The 18958-nt window shown below is 40.6% G+C and carries 20 protein-coding genes; 10 read left to right on the forward strand and 10 right to left on the reverse strand.

The window, feature by feature from the left end:
• Nucleotides 1-326 precede the first annotated feature (326 nt).
• Nucleotides 327-1553, forward strand: coding sequence for a dicarboxylate/amino acid:cation symporter (locus tag FQ085_RS13695; RefSeq protein ID WP_058383986.1), 1227 nt, complete (start codon nt 327-329; stop codon nt 1551-1553).
• 86 nt (nt 1554-1639) lie between these two features.
• Here FQ085_RS13695 and FQ085_RS13700 read toward each other — a convergent pair whose 3' ends face one another.
• Nucleotides 1640-2209, reverse strand: coding sequence for a class I SAM-dependent methyltransferase (locus FQ085_RS13700; protein ID WP_149456866.1), 570 nt, complete (start codon nt 2207-2209; stop codon nt 1640-1642).
• A 159-nt stretch (nt 2210-2368) separates the two neighbouring features.
• Here FQ085_RS13700 and FQ085_RS13705 point away from each other — a divergent pair, with 159 nt between their 5' ends.
• A complete protein-coding gene (locus tag FQ085_RS13705) occupies nt 2369-2962 on the forward strand; it encodes a histidine phosphatase family protein (RefSeq protein ID WP_149456867.1) in 594 nt (197 codons plus the stop codon).
• On the opposite strand, the gene FQ085_RS18330 is transcribed toward FQ085_RS13705, so the two are convergent.
• Nucleotides 2956-3477 (reverse strand): protein phosphatase 2C domain-containing protein, encoded by a 522-nt coding sequence (locus FQ085_RS18330; RefSeq protein ID WP_262499804.1) that lies wholly within the window; start codon nt 3475-3477, stop codon nt 2956-2958. The genes FQ085_RS13705 and FQ085_RS18330 overlap by 7 nt on opposite strands.
• On the reverse strand, nt 3464-3769 hold the full coding sequence (locus tag FQ085_RS18335; protein ID WP_262499805.1) for a hypothetical protein: 306 nt from the start codon (nt 3767-3769) through the stop codon (nt 3464-3466). Before FQ085_RS18335 ends, FQ085_RS18330 begins: the two co-directional genes overlap by 14 nt.
• Nucleotides 3770-3928: 159 nt before the next feature.
• On the opposite strand from FQ085_RS18335, the gene FQ085_RS13715 reads away from it, so the two are divergent.
• Entirely contained in the window at nt 3929-4273 is a 345-nt protein-coding gene (locus FQ085_RS13715) for a heme oxygenase (RefSeq protein ID WP_149456868.1), read from the forward strand.
• A 99-nt stretch (nt 4274-4372) separates the two neighbouring features.
• Entirely contained in the window at nt 4373-5572 is a 1200-nt protein-coding gene (locus tag FQ085_RS13720; RefSeq protein ID WP_149456869.1) for an MFS transporter, read from the forward strand.
• 157 nt (nt 5573-5729) lie between these two features.
• Here FQ085_RS13720 and FQ085_RS13725 read toward each other — a convergent pair whose 3' ends face one another.
• Entirely contained in the window at nt 5730-6779 is a 1050-nt protein-coding gene (locus FQ085_RS13725) for an NAD(P)/FAD-dependent oxidoreductase (protein ID WP_149456870.1), read from the reverse strand.
• Between the two features lie 131 nt (nt 6780-6910).
• Here FQ085_RS13725 and FQ085_RS13730 point away from each other — a divergent pair, with 131 nt between their 5' ends.
• From FQ085_RS13730 to FQ085_RS13745, 4 genes are all read left to right on the forward strand, one after another.
• Nucleotides 6911-7702, forward strand: coding sequence for an ABC transporter ATP-binding protein (locus tag FQ085_RS13730; protein WP_149456871.1), 792 nt, complete (start codon nt 6911-6913; stop codon nt 7700-7702).
• A gap of 5 nt (nt 7703-7707) precedes the next feature.
• Nucleotides 7708-8634 carry an iron-hydroxamate ABC transporter substrate-binding protein gene (locus FQ085_RS13735; protein ID WP_149456872.1) on the forward strand — a complete coding sequence of 309 codons (927 nt, stop codon included), beginning with the start codon at nt 7708-7710 and terminating at the stop codon, nt 8632-8634.
• Nucleotides 8635-8722: 88 nt separating this feature from the next.
• Entirely contained in the window at nt 8723-9721 is a 999-nt protein-coding gene (locus FQ085_RS13740) for a FecCD family ABC transporter permease (protein WP_149456873.1), read from the forward strand.
• A complete protein-coding gene (locus tag FQ085_RS13745; protein WP_149456874.1) occupies nt 9718-10725 on the forward strand; it encodes a FecCD family ABC transporter permease in 1008 nt (335 codons plus the stop codon). Before FQ085_RS13740 ends, FQ085_RS13745 begins: the two co-directional genes overlap by 4 nt.
• Nucleotides 10726-10772: 47 nt before the next feature.
• Here FQ085_RS13745 and FQ085_RS13750 read toward each other — a convergent pair whose 3' ends face one another.
• Together FQ085_RS13750 and FQ085_RS13755 are read right to left on the reverse strand one after the other, a co-directional pair.
• Nucleotides 10773-11132 carry a potassium channel family protein gene (locus FQ085_RS13750; RefSeq protein WP_149456875.1) on the reverse strand — a complete coding sequence of 120 codons (360 nt, stop codon included), beginning with the start codon at nt 11130-11132 and terminating at the stop codon, nt 10773-10775.
• 120 nt (nt 11133-11252) lie between these two features.
• The gene (locus FQ085_RS13755) at nt 11253-12245 is read right to left on the reverse strand and encodes an EAL domain-containing protein (RefSeq protein ID WP_149456876.1); all 993 of its coding nucleotides are present in this window, start codon (nt 12243-12245) and stop codon (nt 11253-11255) included.
• A gap of 228 nt (nt 12246-12473) precedes the next feature.
• Here FQ085_RS13755 and FQ085_RS13760 point away from each other — a divergent pair, with 228 nt between their 5' ends.
• Both FQ085_RS13760 and pepT read left to right on the forward strand, forming a co-directional pair.
• A complete protein-coding gene (locus tag FQ085_RS13760) occupies nt 12474-13010 on the forward strand; it encodes a dihydrofolate reductase family protein (RefSeq protein WP_149456877.1) in 537 nt (178 codons plus the stop codon).
• Nucleotides 13011-13338: 328 nt separating this feature from the next.
• Nucleotides 13339-14574: a peptidase T gene (gene pepT / locus FQ085_RS13765; protein WP_149456878.1), complete on the forward strand. Its 1236-nt coding sequence runs from the start codon at nt 13339-13341 to the stop codon at nt 14572-14574.
• A gap of 434 nt (nt 14575-15008) precedes the next feature.
• Here pepT and FQ085_RS13770 read toward each other — a convergent pair whose 3' ends face one another.
• The 4 genes from FQ085_RS13770 to chrA all read right to left on the reverse strand — a co-directional run bounded on the left by FQ085_RS13770 (nt 15009) and on the right by chrA (nt 18942).
• The gene (locus tag FQ085_RS13770) at nt 15009-15860 is read right to left on the reverse strand and encodes a sensor domain-containing diguanylate cyclase (protein WP_149456879.1); all 852 of its coding nucleotides are present in this window, start codon (nt 15858-15860) and stop codon (nt 15009-15011) included.
• Nucleotides 15861-15866: 6 nt separating this feature from the next.
• The gene (locus FQ085_RS13775) at nt 15867-16649 is read right to left on the reverse strand and encodes a PAS domain-containing protein (protein ID WP_149456880.1); all 783 of its coding nucleotides are present in this window, start codon (nt 16647-16649) and stop codon (nt 15867-15869) included.
• Between the two features lie 411 nt (nt 16650-17060).
• Nucleotides 17061-17549 (reverse strand): hypothetical protein, encoded by a 489-nt coding sequence (locus FQ085_RS13780; protein WP_149456881.1) that lies wholly within the window; start codon nt 17547-17549, stop codon nt 17061-17063.
• Nucleotides 17550-17748: 199 nt separating this feature from the next.
• On the reverse strand, nt 17749-18942 hold the full coding sequence (chrA, locus tag FQ085_RS13785; RefSeq protein WP_058386815.1) for a chromate efflux transporter: 1194 nt from the start codon (nt 18940-18942) through the stop codon (nt 17749-17751).
• Between the last annotated feature and the right edge of the window lie 16 nt (nt 18943-18958).

Genomic DNA, 18958 nt, shown 5'->3' on the forward strand with positions numbered 1-18958 from the left:
TGAGTTTGAGCCATAGATAAACCTCCGTATCGATTGATGTTTCGTCGACTTAATCATACACGGTTTATCTGTGGCTTTTTCTGTTTTTCTAGCAAGTTAGCTGTTGCATTTGATTATACAACTAGCCGATTCAATTTTTATGAACTTTTACCGAAAAACAATATCATTGAAAATCGTTAGTGGGTGTCTCCGTGCTTGTCAGTCACAAATTTTAGTGTTTAGGCAAACAGATGCTTTGACATTAAGCTATAGACTGTTATAAATTAATGAAATGAATCCCGATAGATTTTATAAGGATTAAGAGTAATTGAAATAGGAGTGAAAATATGAAAGCTGTATGGAATCGATACCTTACGACATCATTGATTTTAAAAATCACAATTGCACTTATACTCGGCGTTGCCGTTGGACTAATTTTTGGAGAGCAGGCGGCTGTTTTGGCTCCGCTTGGTGATTTGTTACTGAACTTGTTAACTTTCTTAATCATTCCGTTAATTCTTTTCACAATGATGGTCGGCATTAACCAATCATCCATTGGGGATCTTGGACGAATGGGTGGAAAAGTGTTTATTTACTACACATTGAGTTCTGCTTTTGCCATTATTGTGGGCCTCGCAGTGGCTAGCTTGCTACAGCCTGGCATGGGGATGCAATTACAAGGCAATGAAACCTTTGATGTTCCAGAAAACCCAGGAGTCATCAATGTGCTATTAAACATTGTTCCTTCTAATATTTTCACAGCTTTTACTGAGCTTAACTTGCTCGGCATTATTTTTACCGCTTTTGCTTTTGGTATTGCATTGTCTTACATGCGCAATTCCACTGAATTGGGAAGCTTAGGCGAACATTTGTATAAAACCGTTAATGCATTAAACGAAATGACGTTGATTGTACTGAAAGCGGTTCTGCAGTATGTACCGATTGGAATTTTTGCTATTATGGCAAAAACCGTTGGAAGCCAAGGCTTAGATACGTTGTTTTCCCTAGGTGAGATGATTTTAGTGTTATATGCCGCATTACTTGTTCAAATTCTGCTCTATGTATTGCTTCTATTCGTGTTTAAAGTGAATCCGTTAGAATTTTTCAAACAAGCACGTACGCCGATGCTGACTGCGTTTGTGACACAAAGCAGTTCTGGTACGTTGCCATTAACTTTGAATGCTGCTAAAAACTTAGGATTATCAAAAAGTTTATACGGCTTTAGTTTACCGCTCGGTGCCACGATCAATATGGACGGCGCAGCAATACGAATTGCCGTTTCTGCCGTTTTCGCAGCAAATCTTGTTGGAGACCCACTGAGTCTTTCTGAAATGCTGATGGTTGTCCTTGTCGGTACGTTGGCATCTATCGGAACTGCCGGCGTTCCAGGTGCTGGGATTGTCATGATTGCTACCGTATTCGTCCAGCTAGGATTGCCAATAGAAGCTGTCGCATTACTAACAGCTATTGATGCAATTGTGGGGATGGGTGCTACAGGGCTTAATGTTACGGGAGACCTAGTGGGTACGACAGTGATTGATAAAAATGAAAAGAAACGACAAACTGTATCATGACTGCTAAATAGATAAAATCCCCCGAACTGAGCTAGTGCTCAGTTCGGGGGATTTTTTAATGTATTTCTATAAGTTGCTAGTATGTTCTACAAATTCTTACTAGGCTTTCCTTTTTTAACAGCAAGCAGATGATATTCCACACTCGCTTCACGATAGTCTGTATACTCATCGATAAGGATTTCCCATTCAGATGGCGACTCGTCAATAATTTTCTTTAAAATCTTTTCACCTTTATCGCCTTTAATGATACAGTTCACGAAAACTCCGCCTTCTTTAAGCTGAGTTAGGATCATCTCTACAAATTCGGTTTCTTTTTTTAAATCATTTTTGTAAAAATGCAACATCGAATCTAGTAACACCACATCGACATCTTTTGAAATTTGATATGTGTATACATCACCAACTATTCCTTCTACAGTTAACTCTCTCTTCTTAGCTTCTCGATTCAACTGTTCGATACCAACAGCCGAATGGTCAACTCCAATTACGTTGTAACCAAGCTCGCCTAGTGACAATGCATCTCTTCCTTGCCCACAACCTAAATCAACAACAGTTCCTTTAGGTTGAAAAGTCGAGAAAAATTCCAGTAGCCCCGGATAAGGGTTTCCAAAATAGTTTTCTTCTTTATAATAACCATCATATGCTACTTTTTTCATCTGAACCCACCTCTATTAAAATCTTTTTTTCACTTAGAAAGCAACAAGTCATTCGCTAGGATAAATCGACTCTTAATCTTTCTCCTAACCTATTCGCCTTGTTGTATCCAATCTTTTTCAGTTATCCTATTACAGAGTATAACAAAGGAGTTGGCTTGAATGACAACTATTGGATTTGTACGGCATGGTATCACAGATTGGAACATACAAGGCATCGCGCAAGGTTCTGCAGACGTTCCCCTCAATGAAACCGGCAGACAACAAGCCGCGTCACTTGCAGAACGACTCGTTTCTGAAGAAAAATGGGACGTCATCATCTCTAGTGATCTAGCACGTGCTAAAGAAACAGCTGAAATTATTGGTAACACGCTTGGTTTACCCGTTCATCATTTTGAACCACGGCTGCGTGAGCGAAGTGGTGGCAAAATCGAAGGCACAACAGAAGAGGAACGTCTTGAAAAATGGGGAACCGATTGGCGTACCTTAGATTTAGCGATGGAAAACTTGGAAGACGCTGCTGAAAGAGGACTGGCCTGTGTTCAAGATGTCTTAGAACATTTCAATGATCAACGTGTATTGCTTGTCAGCCACGGCGCTTTGATTGGTCTAACGTTGCAAAAACTGATGCCTGAAACGTTCCAAAAAACGTCTATGGATAATACCTCTATCACGTTATTAACGCATACTGAAACTCAATGGCGTTGCTCTCTATTTAACTGCACGACGCACTTAGTAAAAAGCGAAAGCTATTGATTGCTAGCGTAACTTGCTGCTTCTGCAATAGTTACTTTCCACGAAACCACTGTCGTGCTGTCACGAACGTGGTTTTTTTGAATTGTAGCGAGTAGAGCACTTACGCTATCAGTGGTAGCGGTGTCCTTGCATTGTTGCCAAATACTGTCGGGTTCAGAAAATACGGCGCCAGGACATTCTACCAGTCCATCTGTCGTCAGCAAGAGCTGATTTTCTCCTTGCCGTAATTCTCGGACACCGCTACTAAAACAGGGCACCGCTTGTTCAAAAGTATTTACTTGACCAATCCATTCATAAAACTGTCGTTGGTTAAGTTGATACTGTCCAAAATCGATCAATTCGGGATGAAACAAGTATAGTAGGCAATCACCGACAGAAAACCAGTAAAGGTACTTTTCTTTTCTCACCGCAATTAGACAAGCTGTCTCGCCTTCAACACGACGACATGCCTCTAAAAAACTGTCTTCTTGAAACAGTTGCAGCAACCTTTTTTCTAATTCACTAAAAAACCCCAACACTAACCTTACCAGATAGTAAAGAAGCGACAATACTCATATTTTTTTGAAATTGCCTAACAACCAATTCAGCACTTTCAGCTGAACGATGGGCATCCAAAATCATAACAAATTCCCAATCTTCTTTTTCGTCCATCCAAATCAAGCAACCGTCTTCATTTTTAACTTGGCCAGCTGTAGAATTTCCACCGAATCGGCCGAGTACCAAATGGTTGAATTGCTGAATGTCTAGTTGATCGATATAAGCGTTATTGCTCCCTATCCAACTGATGATTTCTCTTTGACGTGGCATGAAAACCCTTCTTCCCCTATTCTTTCAATTATAAATGACGGCTAGTAAATTAAATAGAAAAAGAATTCGGTACTAACAGCACAGACATTTATATCCAAAATGTGATAAAGTGAATAGCAGTGAGCAACTCAAATTCGAACGCAAAAGGAGAGATTCTTCATGTATATCGTAACCAACCGCATCAAAATGAAATCCGGATTCGCAGAAAAAATGGCGCCTAACTTTTCACGACCTGGTGCTTTACAAGAAATGGACGGATTTATAAAAGTTGAAGTCGCAATTACACAAGATTCGACTGAGTACGATGAATTGAATGTCAGTATGTACTGGGAGACTCTTGAAAATTATGAAGCATGGAAAACGAGCGACGTCTTTAAAGAAGCACATAAACGTCCTGCAGCAAGTGCTGACAGCAACGAACCGAAAAAAGAATCGCCAATGCTTGGCAGTCAACTGACTATTACGAAAATCGTTGGCCTACTTGAAGCCAAAACTTCAAACTGATAAAAACTAACAGATAGCCTCGAGTTGGCTGTCTGTTTCTTTTGTGCCTATCTACCTCCCAGCCTTACGAATTATTTTACTTAGCAAGGAGCATTTCTATTGAACACTTCAAAACCTACTTTATGGACAAGAGATTTTATCCTCACTTCGTTAGTGAATTTCTTTTTAATCCTTATTTTTTATTTATTAATGGTAACCATCGCAGTTTATGCGGTTGCAGAATACGGCGCTTCAACAAGCGAAGCTGGACTAGTGACAGGAATATTCATCTTAGGTGCATTGACGGGTCGAATTTTTATTGGCCGCAGCATCGATAAAATTGGCCGTAAAAAAACGCTGATTATCGGCACGACCTTGTTTACATTGACAACTTTTTTTTACTTCTTAAATTTCGGACTGCCGTTTTTAATGGCCAACCGCTTTCTTCACGGCATGACTTTGGGAATGGCGAGTACGGCTGCAGGAACGATTGTCGCACAAATTATTCCCATGACCCGTAAAGGTGAAGGCATCGGCTATTTTAGTATGAGCTCAACATTGGCAGCTGCTTTCGGACCATTTATTGGCTTGATGTTGAGTCAATATAGCAGCTATGAAATGATCTTCTCTGTTTGTCTAGCTCTTGGTGTGGTCAGCCTAGTCGTCTCTTTGTTAGTTTATGTACCACCAGTTGAAGTACCACTAACAAAGAACGTTACGAAAGGGTTTAAAATCTCGGAATTTGTTGAACTGAAAGCAGTTCCTATTGCCATCGTTTGTTTAGTGGTTGCGCTTTGTTATTCAAGCGTCCTATCATTTATCAATTTTTATGCGATGGAAGAAAACCTTGTACAAGCTGCTAGTTACTTCTTCTTGGTTTATGCAATTGCGATTTTGCTATCTCGTCTATTTACAGGACGACTTATGGACCTAAAAGGTGCTAATTTTATTATGTATCCAGCGTTCGCTCTTTTTGCAGCGGGATTATTTTTATTAAACGTCTCGAGTAGCAGCACCGGATTATTGGTCGCAGGTGCTTTAATTGGATTGGGATTTGGTAATATGCAGTCAACCACTCAAGCTGTCGCGATCAAACTGACACCCACGCATCGTATGGGGCTTGCCACTTCAACATTTTTCATTGCGATGGACGCTGGATTAGGTTTTGGTCCCTATCTTCTCGGCTTTATCATTCCGGTGATCGGCTATAACTCACTCTATGGAATACTAGGGTTTGTGGTACTTGCAACTGCATTTTTATATTATGTATTGCACGGTAAAAAAGAACGAGCTGATGCAGTAGCATTAGGGTATAAATAATTAAAAAAGAGGCTGTCACATAAGCATCTAAAATAGAACAGACGGAGAAAAAGAATACTTTTTCTCCGTCTGTTTTTTGAATTGTTGCCGAGAATGGATAAAATAGCTGTTTTCCAATTTAACGATGAAAGATAGACGTCGACTAACTTCTACCTTCTCATACTAACAGTTGCTTAACCAATTCTTTGTTGCGTTTTTTGAACACTTCATTGTGAGAAGAAACCATTGCGATTTTATTCGCATCCGGCTGAATATATTGCTTGGCTTTGTTGACTGCATTTGCCGCATCGTGGAATGTCCCAGCAATCAAATTCAATTTCCCTTCATGCTGCAGAATGTCACCGGCTGCAAAAAGACCTTCCTCTGAAGATTCACTATTCGACGTACCTGCGATGTAATAATCATCGGCAACTTCAATGTTCAATGGGCTGTTGCCGAGTAAACTAATGTCGCGTTCATACCCGTGGTTGATAATCATTTCATCGATTGGCAACAGCTGTATTTCTTTTGTTTCCTGATGAGTGAGTTCAACAAATTCAATGACATCTCGATCGTCTGAAGCGATCAAACGTGTAATATTCGTATGAAGGCAACAAATAGCCGATCCATTCATCAACTGTGTCACCTGTGCTTCGTGTCCGGCAAGCTCTGGTTTCCGATAAGTGACATACACTTGTTTGGCAAGTGGCTCAAGCTCATTGGCCCAATCGATTGCCGAATTTCCACCGCCCGAAATGAGAACGGTCTTGTCTTTGAATCGTTCAAGGGATTTGACCGTATAATTCAAGTTCGACACTTCAAAACGTTCGGCCCCTTCAATCTTCAGCTTTTGAGGGTTCAAAATACCTCCACCCACAGCTACAATAACCGTTTTTGATAAATGAATCTGGCCGGAAGAGCCAATTAGTTCAAAAAAACCATTCTCGTTTTTCGCTATAGCCTCTATTTTTTCATTCAATACGACTTCTGGTTGGAAGGTTAGCCCTTGTGCAACTAGTTGATCAATAAGCTTTGCTCCTTGAATTGGTGGCTGTCCTCCTACATCCCAAATCATCTTCTCCGGGTACACATGAATTTTACCGCCCAATTGTGACTGAAATTCAACAAGCTTGGTTTTCATTTCTCGTAAACCACTATAAAAGGCTGAATATAAACCCGCAGGACCTCCACCTATAATCGTTACATCAAAAAGCTCTTTTTCCACCATCTATCTTCACTCCTATCGCATTGTATTTCTATTGACAACCTTATAATTTAGTCTTATAGTGTTGATTGTACTGAAAATGATAATCATTATCAATGAAAAAGATAATAAATTTAAATTAGGAGGTTTTTTGGATGGTGCGTTTGTTCGCCGAGGAGCTAACTATTAGCTATGGAGACCGCTTGATTGTCAAAGATTTGACTGTCCAAATTCCAGACAAAAAAATTACGACGATTATTGGTTCGAATGGCTGCGGCAAATCAACGCTGCTAAAAGCGATTACTCGTGTGATTCCGCATCAATCCGGAACAGTCGTATTAGACGGTAGTAATATTGCACAGGAGAATACGAAGTCGCTAGCCAAAAAAATGGCGATTCTTCCTCAAACGCCGGATAGTGCCGCCGGATTAACCGTTGGCGAGCTAGTTTCTTACGGACGATTTCCTTATCAGAAGGGCTTTGGCCGACTTTCTAAAAGAGATTATGAAATCATCAACTGGGCGCTTGACGTCACCGGCACGCAATTTTTCAAATATCATCCGGTTGACGCTTTATCGGGTGGCCAACGCCAGCGTGTCTGGATTGCCATGGCTCTGGCACAGGAAACCGAAATGATTTTTCTAGACGAGCCTACCACATACTTGGATATGGCTCACCAACTGGAAATTCTCGAACTGCTTCAGCAGCTAAACCGGGAACAAGAGCGGACCATTATCATGGTGCTCCACGACCTGAACCAAGCAGCACGTTTTGCAGACCACATCATCGCCATGAAAGACGGACAAATCATTAAATCTGGCAACTGCCATGAAGTCATTACTCAACCTGTTCTAAAAGAAGTATTCCGCATCGACGCTGACATCGGGCTCGATCCGCGAACACAAAAACCGATGTGCATAACATACAACTTAGTTAAAGGAGTTTAACCAACATGAAAAAAATCATTTTACCGCTATTCTTATTTACGTTACTGCTAATCCTGGGTGCCTGTAATTCTGACTCAACCACTGAGGAAACGACTGCTGGAGAAAATGACAAAGCTCCTGACACAATTACATATGAATCTGAAAGCGGTCCTGTTGAAGTTCCTGCGGATCCACAACGCGTTATTGTTCTTTCCACGTATAGCGGTGATGTGATGTCTCTAGACGTTCCTTTAGTAGGCGTCGATTCTTGGTCAAAAAACAACCCGCGTTTTGAAGAAAAGTTAGTAGATGTAGAAGAAGTGGCAGACACAGACCTTGAGAAAATCATTGAATTAGAGCCTGACTTGATCATTGGTGGCTCAACCATTAACAACATCGACAAATTAAGCAAAATCGCACCGACTGTCACGTTTACTTATGGCAAATTGGGTTATTTGGAGCAACACCTTGAAATCGGTAAAGTCCTCAATAAAGAAAAAGAAGCACAAACTTGGATTACCGACTTCCAAGAACGCGCACAGCAAGCGGGAGAAGACATCCGCGCTGAAATCGGTGAAGATGCAACCGTTTCGGTTATTGAAAACTTTGATAAGCAACTGTATGTTTTCGGAGACAACTGGGGCCGCGGAACAGAAATTCTTTATCAAGAAATGAAACTAAAAATGCCTGCAAAAGTGGAAGAAATGGCTTTAGCGGACGGTTATTACATGTTGTCTCAAGAAGTGTTACCGGAATACATGGGCGACTACGTCATCTTTAGCAAAGACAGCACACAGGATAATTCGTTCCAGGAAACAGACCTGTACAAAAATACACCTGCTGCCAAAAACGGACAGATTTTTGTGGCCAATGCCAAAGAATTTTATTTTAATGATCCGATTACACTGGAATACCAATTGGAATTCTTTATTGAAAACTTTTTAGGTAAGTGATGGAACATCGATGGGTTTAACGTATCTAACAAAAAAGAGGGATTCTGCTGAAGAATCCCTCTTTTATTCTTAGGAAAAGATGATGACAATGACACTTAAAATTCCCTTCCCAATTAAATTAACGTTGAGTCTAGCCTTACTTGTACTAACCTTAATTGTTTCATTGATTTTCGGCGCAGCAGATATTAGCTTAAAAGAAGTCGCACTCGCTTTGTTTTCGACTTCTTCTAGTGATGGCATCGGGGTAATTCGCGAAATTCGACTGCCTCGTGAAATTGCTGCTGTTTTTGTTGGCGCAGCACTCGCCGTTTCGGGTGCCATGATGCAAGGCATGACTCGCAACCCGCTCGCTGACCCTGGGCTACTCGGCTTAACAGCTGGTGCTAATGCTGCGCTTGCATTTACTTTAGCGTTTGTTCCTGCTGCTAATTATTTCGGCATCATGATTGCTTGCTTTATCGGTGCGGCAGTCGGTGCAGCGTTAGTGTTCGGGATTGGTGCTGCTAAAAAAGGTGGGTTTTCGCCATTTCGTATCGTGCTCGCTGGTGCGGCCATATCTGCGTTTCTGACAGCGATTGCGGAAGGCATTGGTCTTTACTTTAATATCTCTAAAAACATTTCACAATGGACAGCAGGCGGTTTGATCGGTACCTCCTGGGGACAACTGCAAGTAGTTGTTCCTTTTATCGCTGTGTCTTTATTGATTGCTATATTGCTGTCACGGCAATTGACCATTCTCAGTTTGAGCGAAGAAACCGCCATCGGTCTTGGGCAGAAAACAGCACAAATCAAAGCCATTCTCTTTGTTATCATCACATTACTTGCGGGGGCTGCTGTTGCACTTGCTGGTAATATGGCCTTTATCGGCTTAATGATTCCTCACGTCGTAAGAGCCATTGTGGGGACTGATTATCGGTTTATCATCCCCATGTCTGCAGTAGCTGGAGCCATTGGGATGCTGTTGGCTGATCTGATCGGCCGAACAATCAATGCACCGTTTGAAACGCCAGTCGCAGCAATTATTGCGATTATCGGTTTGCCTTTCTTCCTCGTTATTGTCCGTAAAGGAGGCAAAGCATTCGCATGATTCATCCAAGCTTACGAAAAAAACAACGAATTTCGTATTACCTATTACTGACGTTAATCTTGTTGACTGCCATCACGAGTATGGGCTTAGGTTATTCTCCTATCTCCTATGACCGCTTAGTGCCTGCACTATTGGGAGAAGGCACTTTTAAAGAAGAATTTATCCTGTTTTCCATCCGGCTGCCACGTATTTTAATCACCTTGCTTGCCGGAATGGCATTGGCTTTGTCTGGAGCTATTTTGCAAAGCATCACACGCAATGACCTTGCAGATCCTGGCATTATCGGTATCAATTCAGGTGCCGGTGTCGCCATTTCAGTGTTCTTCTTATTTGTTCCTGTAGAAGCTGGTGCTTTTGCTTATTTGCTTCCTATCGTGGCTTTTGTTGGGGCACTTTTAACTGCTGTCTTGATTTATGCATTTTCATACTCTCGCAGTACGGGGCTGCAACCTATTCGTTTAGTGCTCGTCGGAATTGGGTTTTCGATGGCATTGTCTGGCGTCATGATTGTACTAATATCTTCTGCTGAACCGGAAAAAGTCGATTTTATTGCCAACTGGCTGGCCGGTAGTATTTGGGGGGCGGATTGGCCATTCATCTTGGCTATTCTCCCTTGGCTAGTCGTCTTAATTCCTTTCACTTTATACAAAGCAAATCGCATGAATGTTCTTGGTCTTAGTGATTCGGTTGCTGTAGGCATTGGTGTCTCTATTGAAAAAGAACGCATAATCTTGCTACTGGCTGCTGTCGCTCTAGCCGCATCTGCAGTTTCTGTTACCGGTGGAATCGCATTTATCGGCTTGATGGCACCACATATTGCGAAAGCCATTGTCGGACCGCGGCATCAACTATTCTTGCCGCTCGCCATTTTAATCGGTGGCTGGTTGCTGCTGCTAGCTGATACCATCGGACGGAATTTGCTCGAACCTTCTGGTATTCCAGCAGGTATTATGGCTGCGTTGATCGGAGCTCCTTATTTCGTTTATCTGTTACTAAAAAAATAAACACACAGCAAGCTTCATAAACGAAGCTTGCTGTGTGTTTTTGTGATTTATTTTGGAGCTATTGTTTCGTCTTTTACAACTGGTCGCTTTTTTTCATTGCGCATTTGAATAGACAATTGCAAAATCAGGCTCAACATGACCCCGATTCCGGTAATCGTATAAAAAATCGTGAAAATTTTACCGAAGTCCGTTGAAGGCTCTAGCGTCGCCGAACCAACTGTTGTCAAAATCGTTACACTGAAATACAATGCATCCACTACAGAGAATCCTTCTACAGTTGAATAGAAAATAGTGCCCGATACTAAAATCATCATCGTTAATCCGAGTAGTACTTGGAACTCTTTGTTTCGAATTAATTGAAAAAAAGTTTTTAGCATTCGTCTTAACGTTAAAACAAACGATATCATCCTCGTGTTCCCTCTTTCTATTGCTAAGTTAAAAATTTAGCATTTCTACAGTATACGTTTTTTTTTTTATAAAAGCCCAACAACCACATACGGTTGTTGGGCTTTTCATTAAGGTCTTGTTCATAGTTTAGACAAAGGTTTTGCTGCTGGCTTACCAAAATAATAGCCTTGGAACAATTGATAGCCGAGCTTTTTCAGCCATTCAAAATCCGCTTGTGTTTCAATTCCTTCTGCTAACGGAACAGAGCCGATTTCTTGAGCTTTTTCTAAAAATCGCTTTGCGACTTTTTGCTTTTCTGTATCTTCAGCGACATTAAAGACATATTGCATGTCTAACTTCATGTAATTTGGCTTTAAGTCGGCTAGTAACTCAATCGTGCTATAGCCTTCACCCACGTCATCTAATGCGTAATCAAATCCTCTATCTCTATAGTAGCGCAAGATTTTCTTTAAATGATTAAGATCGTCTACTTTCTCAGTTTCCACCACTTCAAACACTAGAGATTTTGGATTTACATCCAATTGCTCAGCTAATTCAATAGTTGAACGTAAGCAAAATTCGGGCGAATAAATCGAAGTCGGAATAAAGTTAATGAATGCTTTTTCTCCCTTGAGTGCTGCTGCATATTTTACCGCAGTCATTCTACAGACTCGGTCTAATGCATATAAACGTCCACGGGTCTTAGCTGCTGGAAAAATTTCGTTTGGATAAATCATCGACCCGTCTTTGTTTTGAAAACGCGCCAACATTTCATAAGCAAAAATGTTTTCATCTGCATCTACTATTGGCTGATAATGACAAATGAGCCGCTCTTCTTTAATGACCTCGTCGATCCATTCAGTTGCAAACACCGCAGGCATGCCTTCTAACGGCTGCCATGTCTCTTGGTTAATACGGAACACCACTTGATTTACATCTAGTAAATCACTGCAAAAATCGAGAAATTCTCTAGCACCTTTTTCATCTATTTGTAGCTTATTTTTTTTTTGCACAACTTCTATTTCTCTTCTGTTCAAATGATCTACAACTATCTGCAACGCCGAAAGATTAGTTTCTCCTTCCAGCTTAATTTCAAATTTGATGGCCGCCACTGCGCAGCTATTGCATTGCATACCTTATCACTCCTCTTTTACAGTAGTTATAGTTTACTTTAAAAACACTAAAAACTGTTAATATTTTATAAATAAACCCAATTTTTCTTTATTATAATGTTTTCAATCGTTTGGTAAAGACAGTCTACCTTTATCAGTTTAAAGGAGATTTTCGATTGAGCTAGAATTATTTCTAATACATAGATTTTTGTTCACCCGCTCTTACTTCATTCACAAAGGAGAATGATTATGGGAAAAATTGTTGTCGTGATGTATGTAACACTTGATGGAGTTATGGAAGAACCTTCTTGGACTGCACCATACTGGGACGATGAGTTAGCTAAATTCCAGTTGGAACTGTTATTTAGGAGTGACGCACTTCTGCTTGGCCGAGTCACATACGAAGGATTTGCTGCAGCATGGCCAGCAGCAGAAGATGAAGAGGGATTTGCAGAACGAATCAACAAATTACCAAAGTATGTGGTTTCTACTACCTTGAAGCGCACAGAGTGGAATGCCCGCTTGATTACCCGCGACATACCGCAAGAAGTCAGCAAATTGAAAAAAACAGGTCAGCGTTTAGTAGTCTACGGCAGTGCAGAACTCATTGAATCTTTGCTCAAACACGATTTAATTGATGAACTACATTTAATGACATTCCCGCTCGTGTTAGGTGAAGGCAAGCGGCTGTTTAAAGAAAATGCTGATCAGAAAATGTTCAATCTCAAGAACATCCGTTCAACAGATTCTGGTGTCTTAATTGCCAGTTACACACCGGATAAATAGTAGACTGTTCCTTTAGGTGCTATTTCGCACATGTTTTAAGCAGCATTTTGCATGCGATTGAAAAACCCCAACGAACCTGTTGATAAAGGGGCGTTGGGATTTCTAATTAGATGTGGGATTTCCAATAATGTATCCTATGTAAACTTCTAGATATCCAATCAAAAACTATATGAATACCTCCTACCAGATACCAAACTGTTTTGTTTATTCACCCGTAGCAACACGTAAGCCATCCTGCTAGAACTTTTTCTTCCTGATTCTCAATCAGTCACCAGAAATAACCTATACTAAGATAAAAGAGACATTGATAAAGAAGGGATTGAATCTTTTGAAAAAAGAACTAGTAGATAGATTTATTACATACGTGAAGGTCGATACCGAATCGGATGACAGCGTCTCATCTACACCCTCTACTCCTGGTCAGCTCGTACTGGCAAATATGCTGGTAGATGAATTGATTGAACTCGGGATGGAGGATGTAACCATTAATGAGTTTGGCTACGTAATGGCAACATTACCTGCCAATCTAGAAAAAGACCTTCCTACTATTGGATTTATTGCTCATTTAGACACTTCAGAGGATTTCACAGGAAAGAATGTCCAGCCTCAGATTATTGAAAACTACAACGGAGAAGACATCCTGTTGAATTCAGCTTTAGGTATTGTTTTATCAACGAACGATTTTCCTGAATTGCCTAGCTATAAAGGGCATACACTAGTAACTACAGATGGCACGACCCTCTTAGGCGCTGATGATAAAGCAGGAATCGCAGAAATCATGACCGCGATGGCTTACTTGATTCAGCATCCTGAAATTAAACATGGACCCATTCGAGTTGCATTTACGCCAGATGAAGAGACCTCAAAAGGTCCACGTGAGTTTGACGTGGAGGCTTTTGGCGCTCAATTTGCTTATACCGTAGATGGAGGCCCACTTGGAGAATTAGAATGGGAAAGTTTTAATGCAGCGGAGGCGAAAATTACCATTCATGGGAGAAATGTTCATCCCGGCACAGCCAAAAATAAACTGATCAATTCAAGTAAAATCGCGATGGAGTTAGATCGCATGCTTCCTGTGGGAGAAGCTCCTGAAACAACGGATGGGTATGAGGGATTTTATCACTTGATCACTTTTGAAGGAAGTGTGGAACTTACCACGTTGGAGTACTTGATCAGAGATTTTGATCGAGATAAATTTACTGCGCGTAAAGATTTTCTCACGCAAAGCGTCAGAAAGCTGCAAGAAAAATACGGGGAGCATTGTCTCCAAATTGACATCACGGATGAATACTACAATATGAAAGAAAAAATAGCTCCTGTTTACGAAATAGTGGAGTTGGCCGAACAAGCCATGAAGAACTTGGACCTCAAACCCGATATCAAAGCCATTCGCGGCGGAACGGATGGGTCCGTTCTTTCCTATATGGGGCTCCCGACTCCCAACATCTTCACCGGCGGGGAAAACTATCACAGCAAATACGAATATACCTCCGTTAACAATATGGTAAAGGCTACCTCCGTGATTATCGAGATTGCACGGTTAGTTGCAGAGAAGAACAAATAACCTATTTTCCTCACAAAAATCTAACACCTATCTTTTCATTGTTAGTTTTTTGTTAAGCAGGAACAGAGAATTACGAACTGAACCCTTAATGTATGTTGCAGAAAAAGCAACCTCATATGGGGTTCAGTTATTTTCAGTGTTCTTTCTCTTCCGATAAATTCATAATATGTAATCCAGAATTAATCTCAAAAGCAAATTATTCTTTTGCGAATTTCGAAAGGAACATTAACAGCAGAAAAGAAACTACGCCGATAGTGTTATTAGTGTACTGAGTTTGAGGGAAGAACCCTAAAAAAAGATATATAAAATAAGAAGAAAAACAAATCCTTCAAGTGAAAGACTATGTAAATGATTCCCTAAGAGCAAGCTTTTATGGAAAGAATTATTAGGCTCTCTGAATACGGGCTTTTAAAAACGAGGATCTGTTTTACATCTTATTTTGACTTCTTCTCTTCATACATCGTTCGATCTGCTTCATTTAACAATGAGGAACTCGTTGCTTGTGGATGAGGCATGGCCAGCCCTATACTGGTCGAAACAGGAAGTACCATCTCTCCAATCGCCCATGTTTGCTTCATCTCTTCTCTGATTTTCTCGATGATAGTTAGTGCGCAATTTTCGGAATCCACGTTAGACAAGAGGATCGTAAATTCATCTCCCCCTAAACGGGCCACAACATCCCCTTCGTAAACTGACGCTTTCAATCGTCTACCAAATTCCTGGATAGTCGCATCGCCTGTTTCGTGTCCCCACCGATCGTTAATCTGCTTAAATCCATCCACATCGAGAAGCATCACCGCAAAACGAACCCCATTTTCATGATAATTACTTAGTGCTTGTTCAAGTGATTCTTGAAAATAGCGACGATTTGGTAGGTTGGTTAATGGATCATGGTAGGCTAGCGTTTCTAATTCGGCTTCATATTTTTTCTGCAAGGTGATGTCCCGAACGATAATCACTATATGAGTATAAGACTGTACCTCATCAAAAACCGGTGTCGCCAGTAATTCCGACCATATCCAGTGACCATTTTTATGTTTAATACGAATGCGCCTTTTACAAATCCGTTTCGTGAGGATGGCTTCATTTAACGCGCTTTCCAGCGCTCTTTTGTCTTCCACATGGACTCTGTCAAACGGATCATGAAGCGTGTAATGCTCAGGTTTAATGCCGTAAAGCGCTTCCACAGAAGACGAAATGAACAAATACTCTTTCTGTCGATTGATTAAGATAATGACATCATGAGAGTTCTCCGCAATAGTTCGGAAGTTCTTTTCACTTTCCATATACAATTAAACCATGTGATCCAGTTCGCGCATGTCTTTTAAAATGACATAAAAGCCCGTCGTTCGATTCTGTATCTTAATGGGGATACATTTCACTAGGACGCTTAGTTGTTTGTTTTCTTTCTGAAGGACATTGACTCGGAAATCTATGTAGATGCCGACTGTTGCTTTCCGAAAATTGATCAGCGCTTTCCGCTGATCTTGAGAGGCAACAAAACTTAAGACCCTTTGTTTATACAACTCTTCTTCCGGTAATTGTCCGACAACGAGTCCCATCGGATTGGCCCCCGTAATTCGACCATTTAAATCTACTGTAAAAATAGCATCCGCGTGATGTTCAAACAGCGACTGATAATAAGAACGACTGGTCTCAAGATTCGTTAACGCTTCTGCGCTTACCTGCTTGGCTTCGACTTCTCCCGTGATGTCCTGCACAATGCTCACAACGTGTGTACATTGTCCATCCGGATCAAACATCGGTGTGAGACGCGTTTTGGAATGCCGAAGTTTCTCATCTGGATCTATGTAACTGTCTTCATAGGAAATAGGTACTCCGCTTGTTAACACCTTTGTATATTGGAAATGAATCATCTCCGCTAACTCGACTGTTTGGGTTTCAAAAAAGGTCTTGCCAATCGAATCGTGCGTTAAGTCCGTTTTATCCATGGCGGCTTGATTGACAAATTCGTAAAAAAGCCCATCCTCATCAACCCGGACAATAAATACCATTTCTTGTATTCCGTTCATTACTGCCCGATCAATAGATAATGATGCCTTATTTCGAATCATCTGTATGCCCCCACGCTTCTGTTTGGTGAATCTTTGGCTCTTGATTCATTTCTATCATATTACCAGAAAAATCAATTAAAATATACAATATTTTCTATTAAAACCCTTTAAATAATGTCTTTATATACTGTTCATAATTTGATTTGAGAGCGTAAACTGTCTGTTGTAAACTGAGTCATAGGGAAGGTCTCTTTTTTGTGGTTTTTTGTGGTAACTTACTTTTACAAGAATAGGTCTTCCTTTTTCTATTTATTCATTTACACAAGATATTTTAAGCTCTCGTTTGGCCATTCGGGGTTGTCTTTGTTTTGGACTGTAACTTACTTGCTAATAAGTTACAGTCACAGCCAGAGAAATTTAAACTAAAAAAGAACGCTATCGAAAGTAATCGATTAAGCGCTCTTTTTTAGTTTAAAGTATTTTCTTTCTTCGGTTTTTACTACTATTCCAAATCACACCGAAAATATAGCAAACTAATATAACCAGAATAAAAGTCAATGGATTAAAAAAAACAGAGTTGGAAAAGGTATTCCATAAAGAAATCTGAGAAACATCATCAAAATTCTCTTGTCTCTGTGTGATTTCGTTTCGTAAAGCTTGAGCTTTAAAAAAAGTGTAAACACCTATGCTTACTGCTGCTATAACACTGAATACTAAGCTAATAACAAGAGTTCGCCTCTTTTTATATCTTTCTACAAACCGCATGGAAAGTTCTGTAGTGCCATATAAAAAATAAAAGAGAAATGGCATGAGGAAAACTAGAATAAACAGTGCTGGGTTACCATTACCACCGCCAGTGCCGTCCTCTTCAATAGATTCAGTGAAGATGTTCATTCCATAGAATCCAATTAAAACTGCCAGCAAAGAAACAATATACAAAAAAAGCAGCAACTTTCTCATAAAAACTTCCCCATTCTTGAATGTTTAGAAGAGAAAAGCCTATTAGCTCCTTCTCTTCCGATAATCTGATGATATGTAAACTAAGTAATCGACTTTAGAAAATAAAACATCCTTTTTCTCAAGTAAAGTTGAAAAATAAATTCGAATACTTAAAGAATGTCTTTTTAATCGATTATTTACTCATTTTCTAGGTATTCGCTTAGAATAAAGTAAGCAAAGAACCGCCTATTGCTCCTGTGACAACTACCAGCCATGGTGGCAATTTCCAATAAGCCAACATACTGAATAAGACAGCTGCCAAAGCGAAATCCTTTGCTTCTATGATGGAACTTGTCCAAATTGGCGTGTAGAACGCAGAAATTAAAATCCCCAGAACTGCCGCATTGACCCCCATGATTGCACCCTTTACTTTCCGATTTGCGCGCAGTGCATCCCAAAAAGGCAAGGCTCCCACAATCAACAAGAACGCCGGTAAAAAGATAGCGAAAGTAGCGAATAGGCCACCAATCCAGCCATTCATGACCGTTCCTAAGTAAGCTGCAAAGGTAAACAAGGGTCCCGGTACTGCTTGAGTCGCCCCGTATCCAGCCAGAAAGGCTTCTTCACTCAACCAGCCTGTCGGGACAAATTCCTGCTGCAAAAGTGGCAAGACCACATGTCCCCCACCAAAAACCAATGAGCCAGCACGATAAAAACTATCGAACATCGCTACCCAGTATGAGCCGGTAACTTCTCGGAGAATTGGCAGAAAAAAAAGGAATCCAAAAAATAACACCAAGCAAGCAGTTCCTATCTTTTTCGTAATTGGAAATTGCATCTGTCCCTCTGTTGTTTCGGCAGTGTTTTTATACAGAATATAACCAATTAAAGCTGCAATCAAGATGACACCCACTTGCGTAAAAGCAGTCTGCCAGAAAAGCGTCCCAATCAAGGCAAACAAGACAATCGCTTTCCTCTTCAAGTCGGGTGCAAGATTTTTTGCCATACCTAAAACGGCATGAGCCACTACTGCGACAGCAACAATTTTCAATCCTTTTAGCCATCCAGCATCCGATACATCAAAACTTTGTAATAGCAACGCAAATAGAATCAACGCGATAACCGATGGAAGGGTAAAACCAATGAAGCTCACGATTCCCCCTGATACGCCTGCACGCATCGCTCCAATTCCGATCCCTACCTGGCTACTAGCAGGTCCAGGAAGAAATTGAGCTAGCGCAACTAGATCCGCATAACTTTTCTCATCCATCCATTTTTTTCTTCGTACGTACTCTTCATGAAAATAGCCTAGGTGCGCAATAGGTCCTCCAAATGAAGTAAGTCCTAACCGGATGGAAACAATAAAGATTTCCAGTAATGATTTGAAACTGACAGTCGATTTTTTTCGATTCATCATTCTCTCTTCTCTC

The sequence above is a fragment of the Planococcus sp. ANT_H30 genome, assembly GCF_008369335.1.
Taxonomy (GTDB): Bacteria; Bacillota; Bacilli; order Bacillales_A; family Planococcaceae; genus Planococcus; species Planococcus kocurii.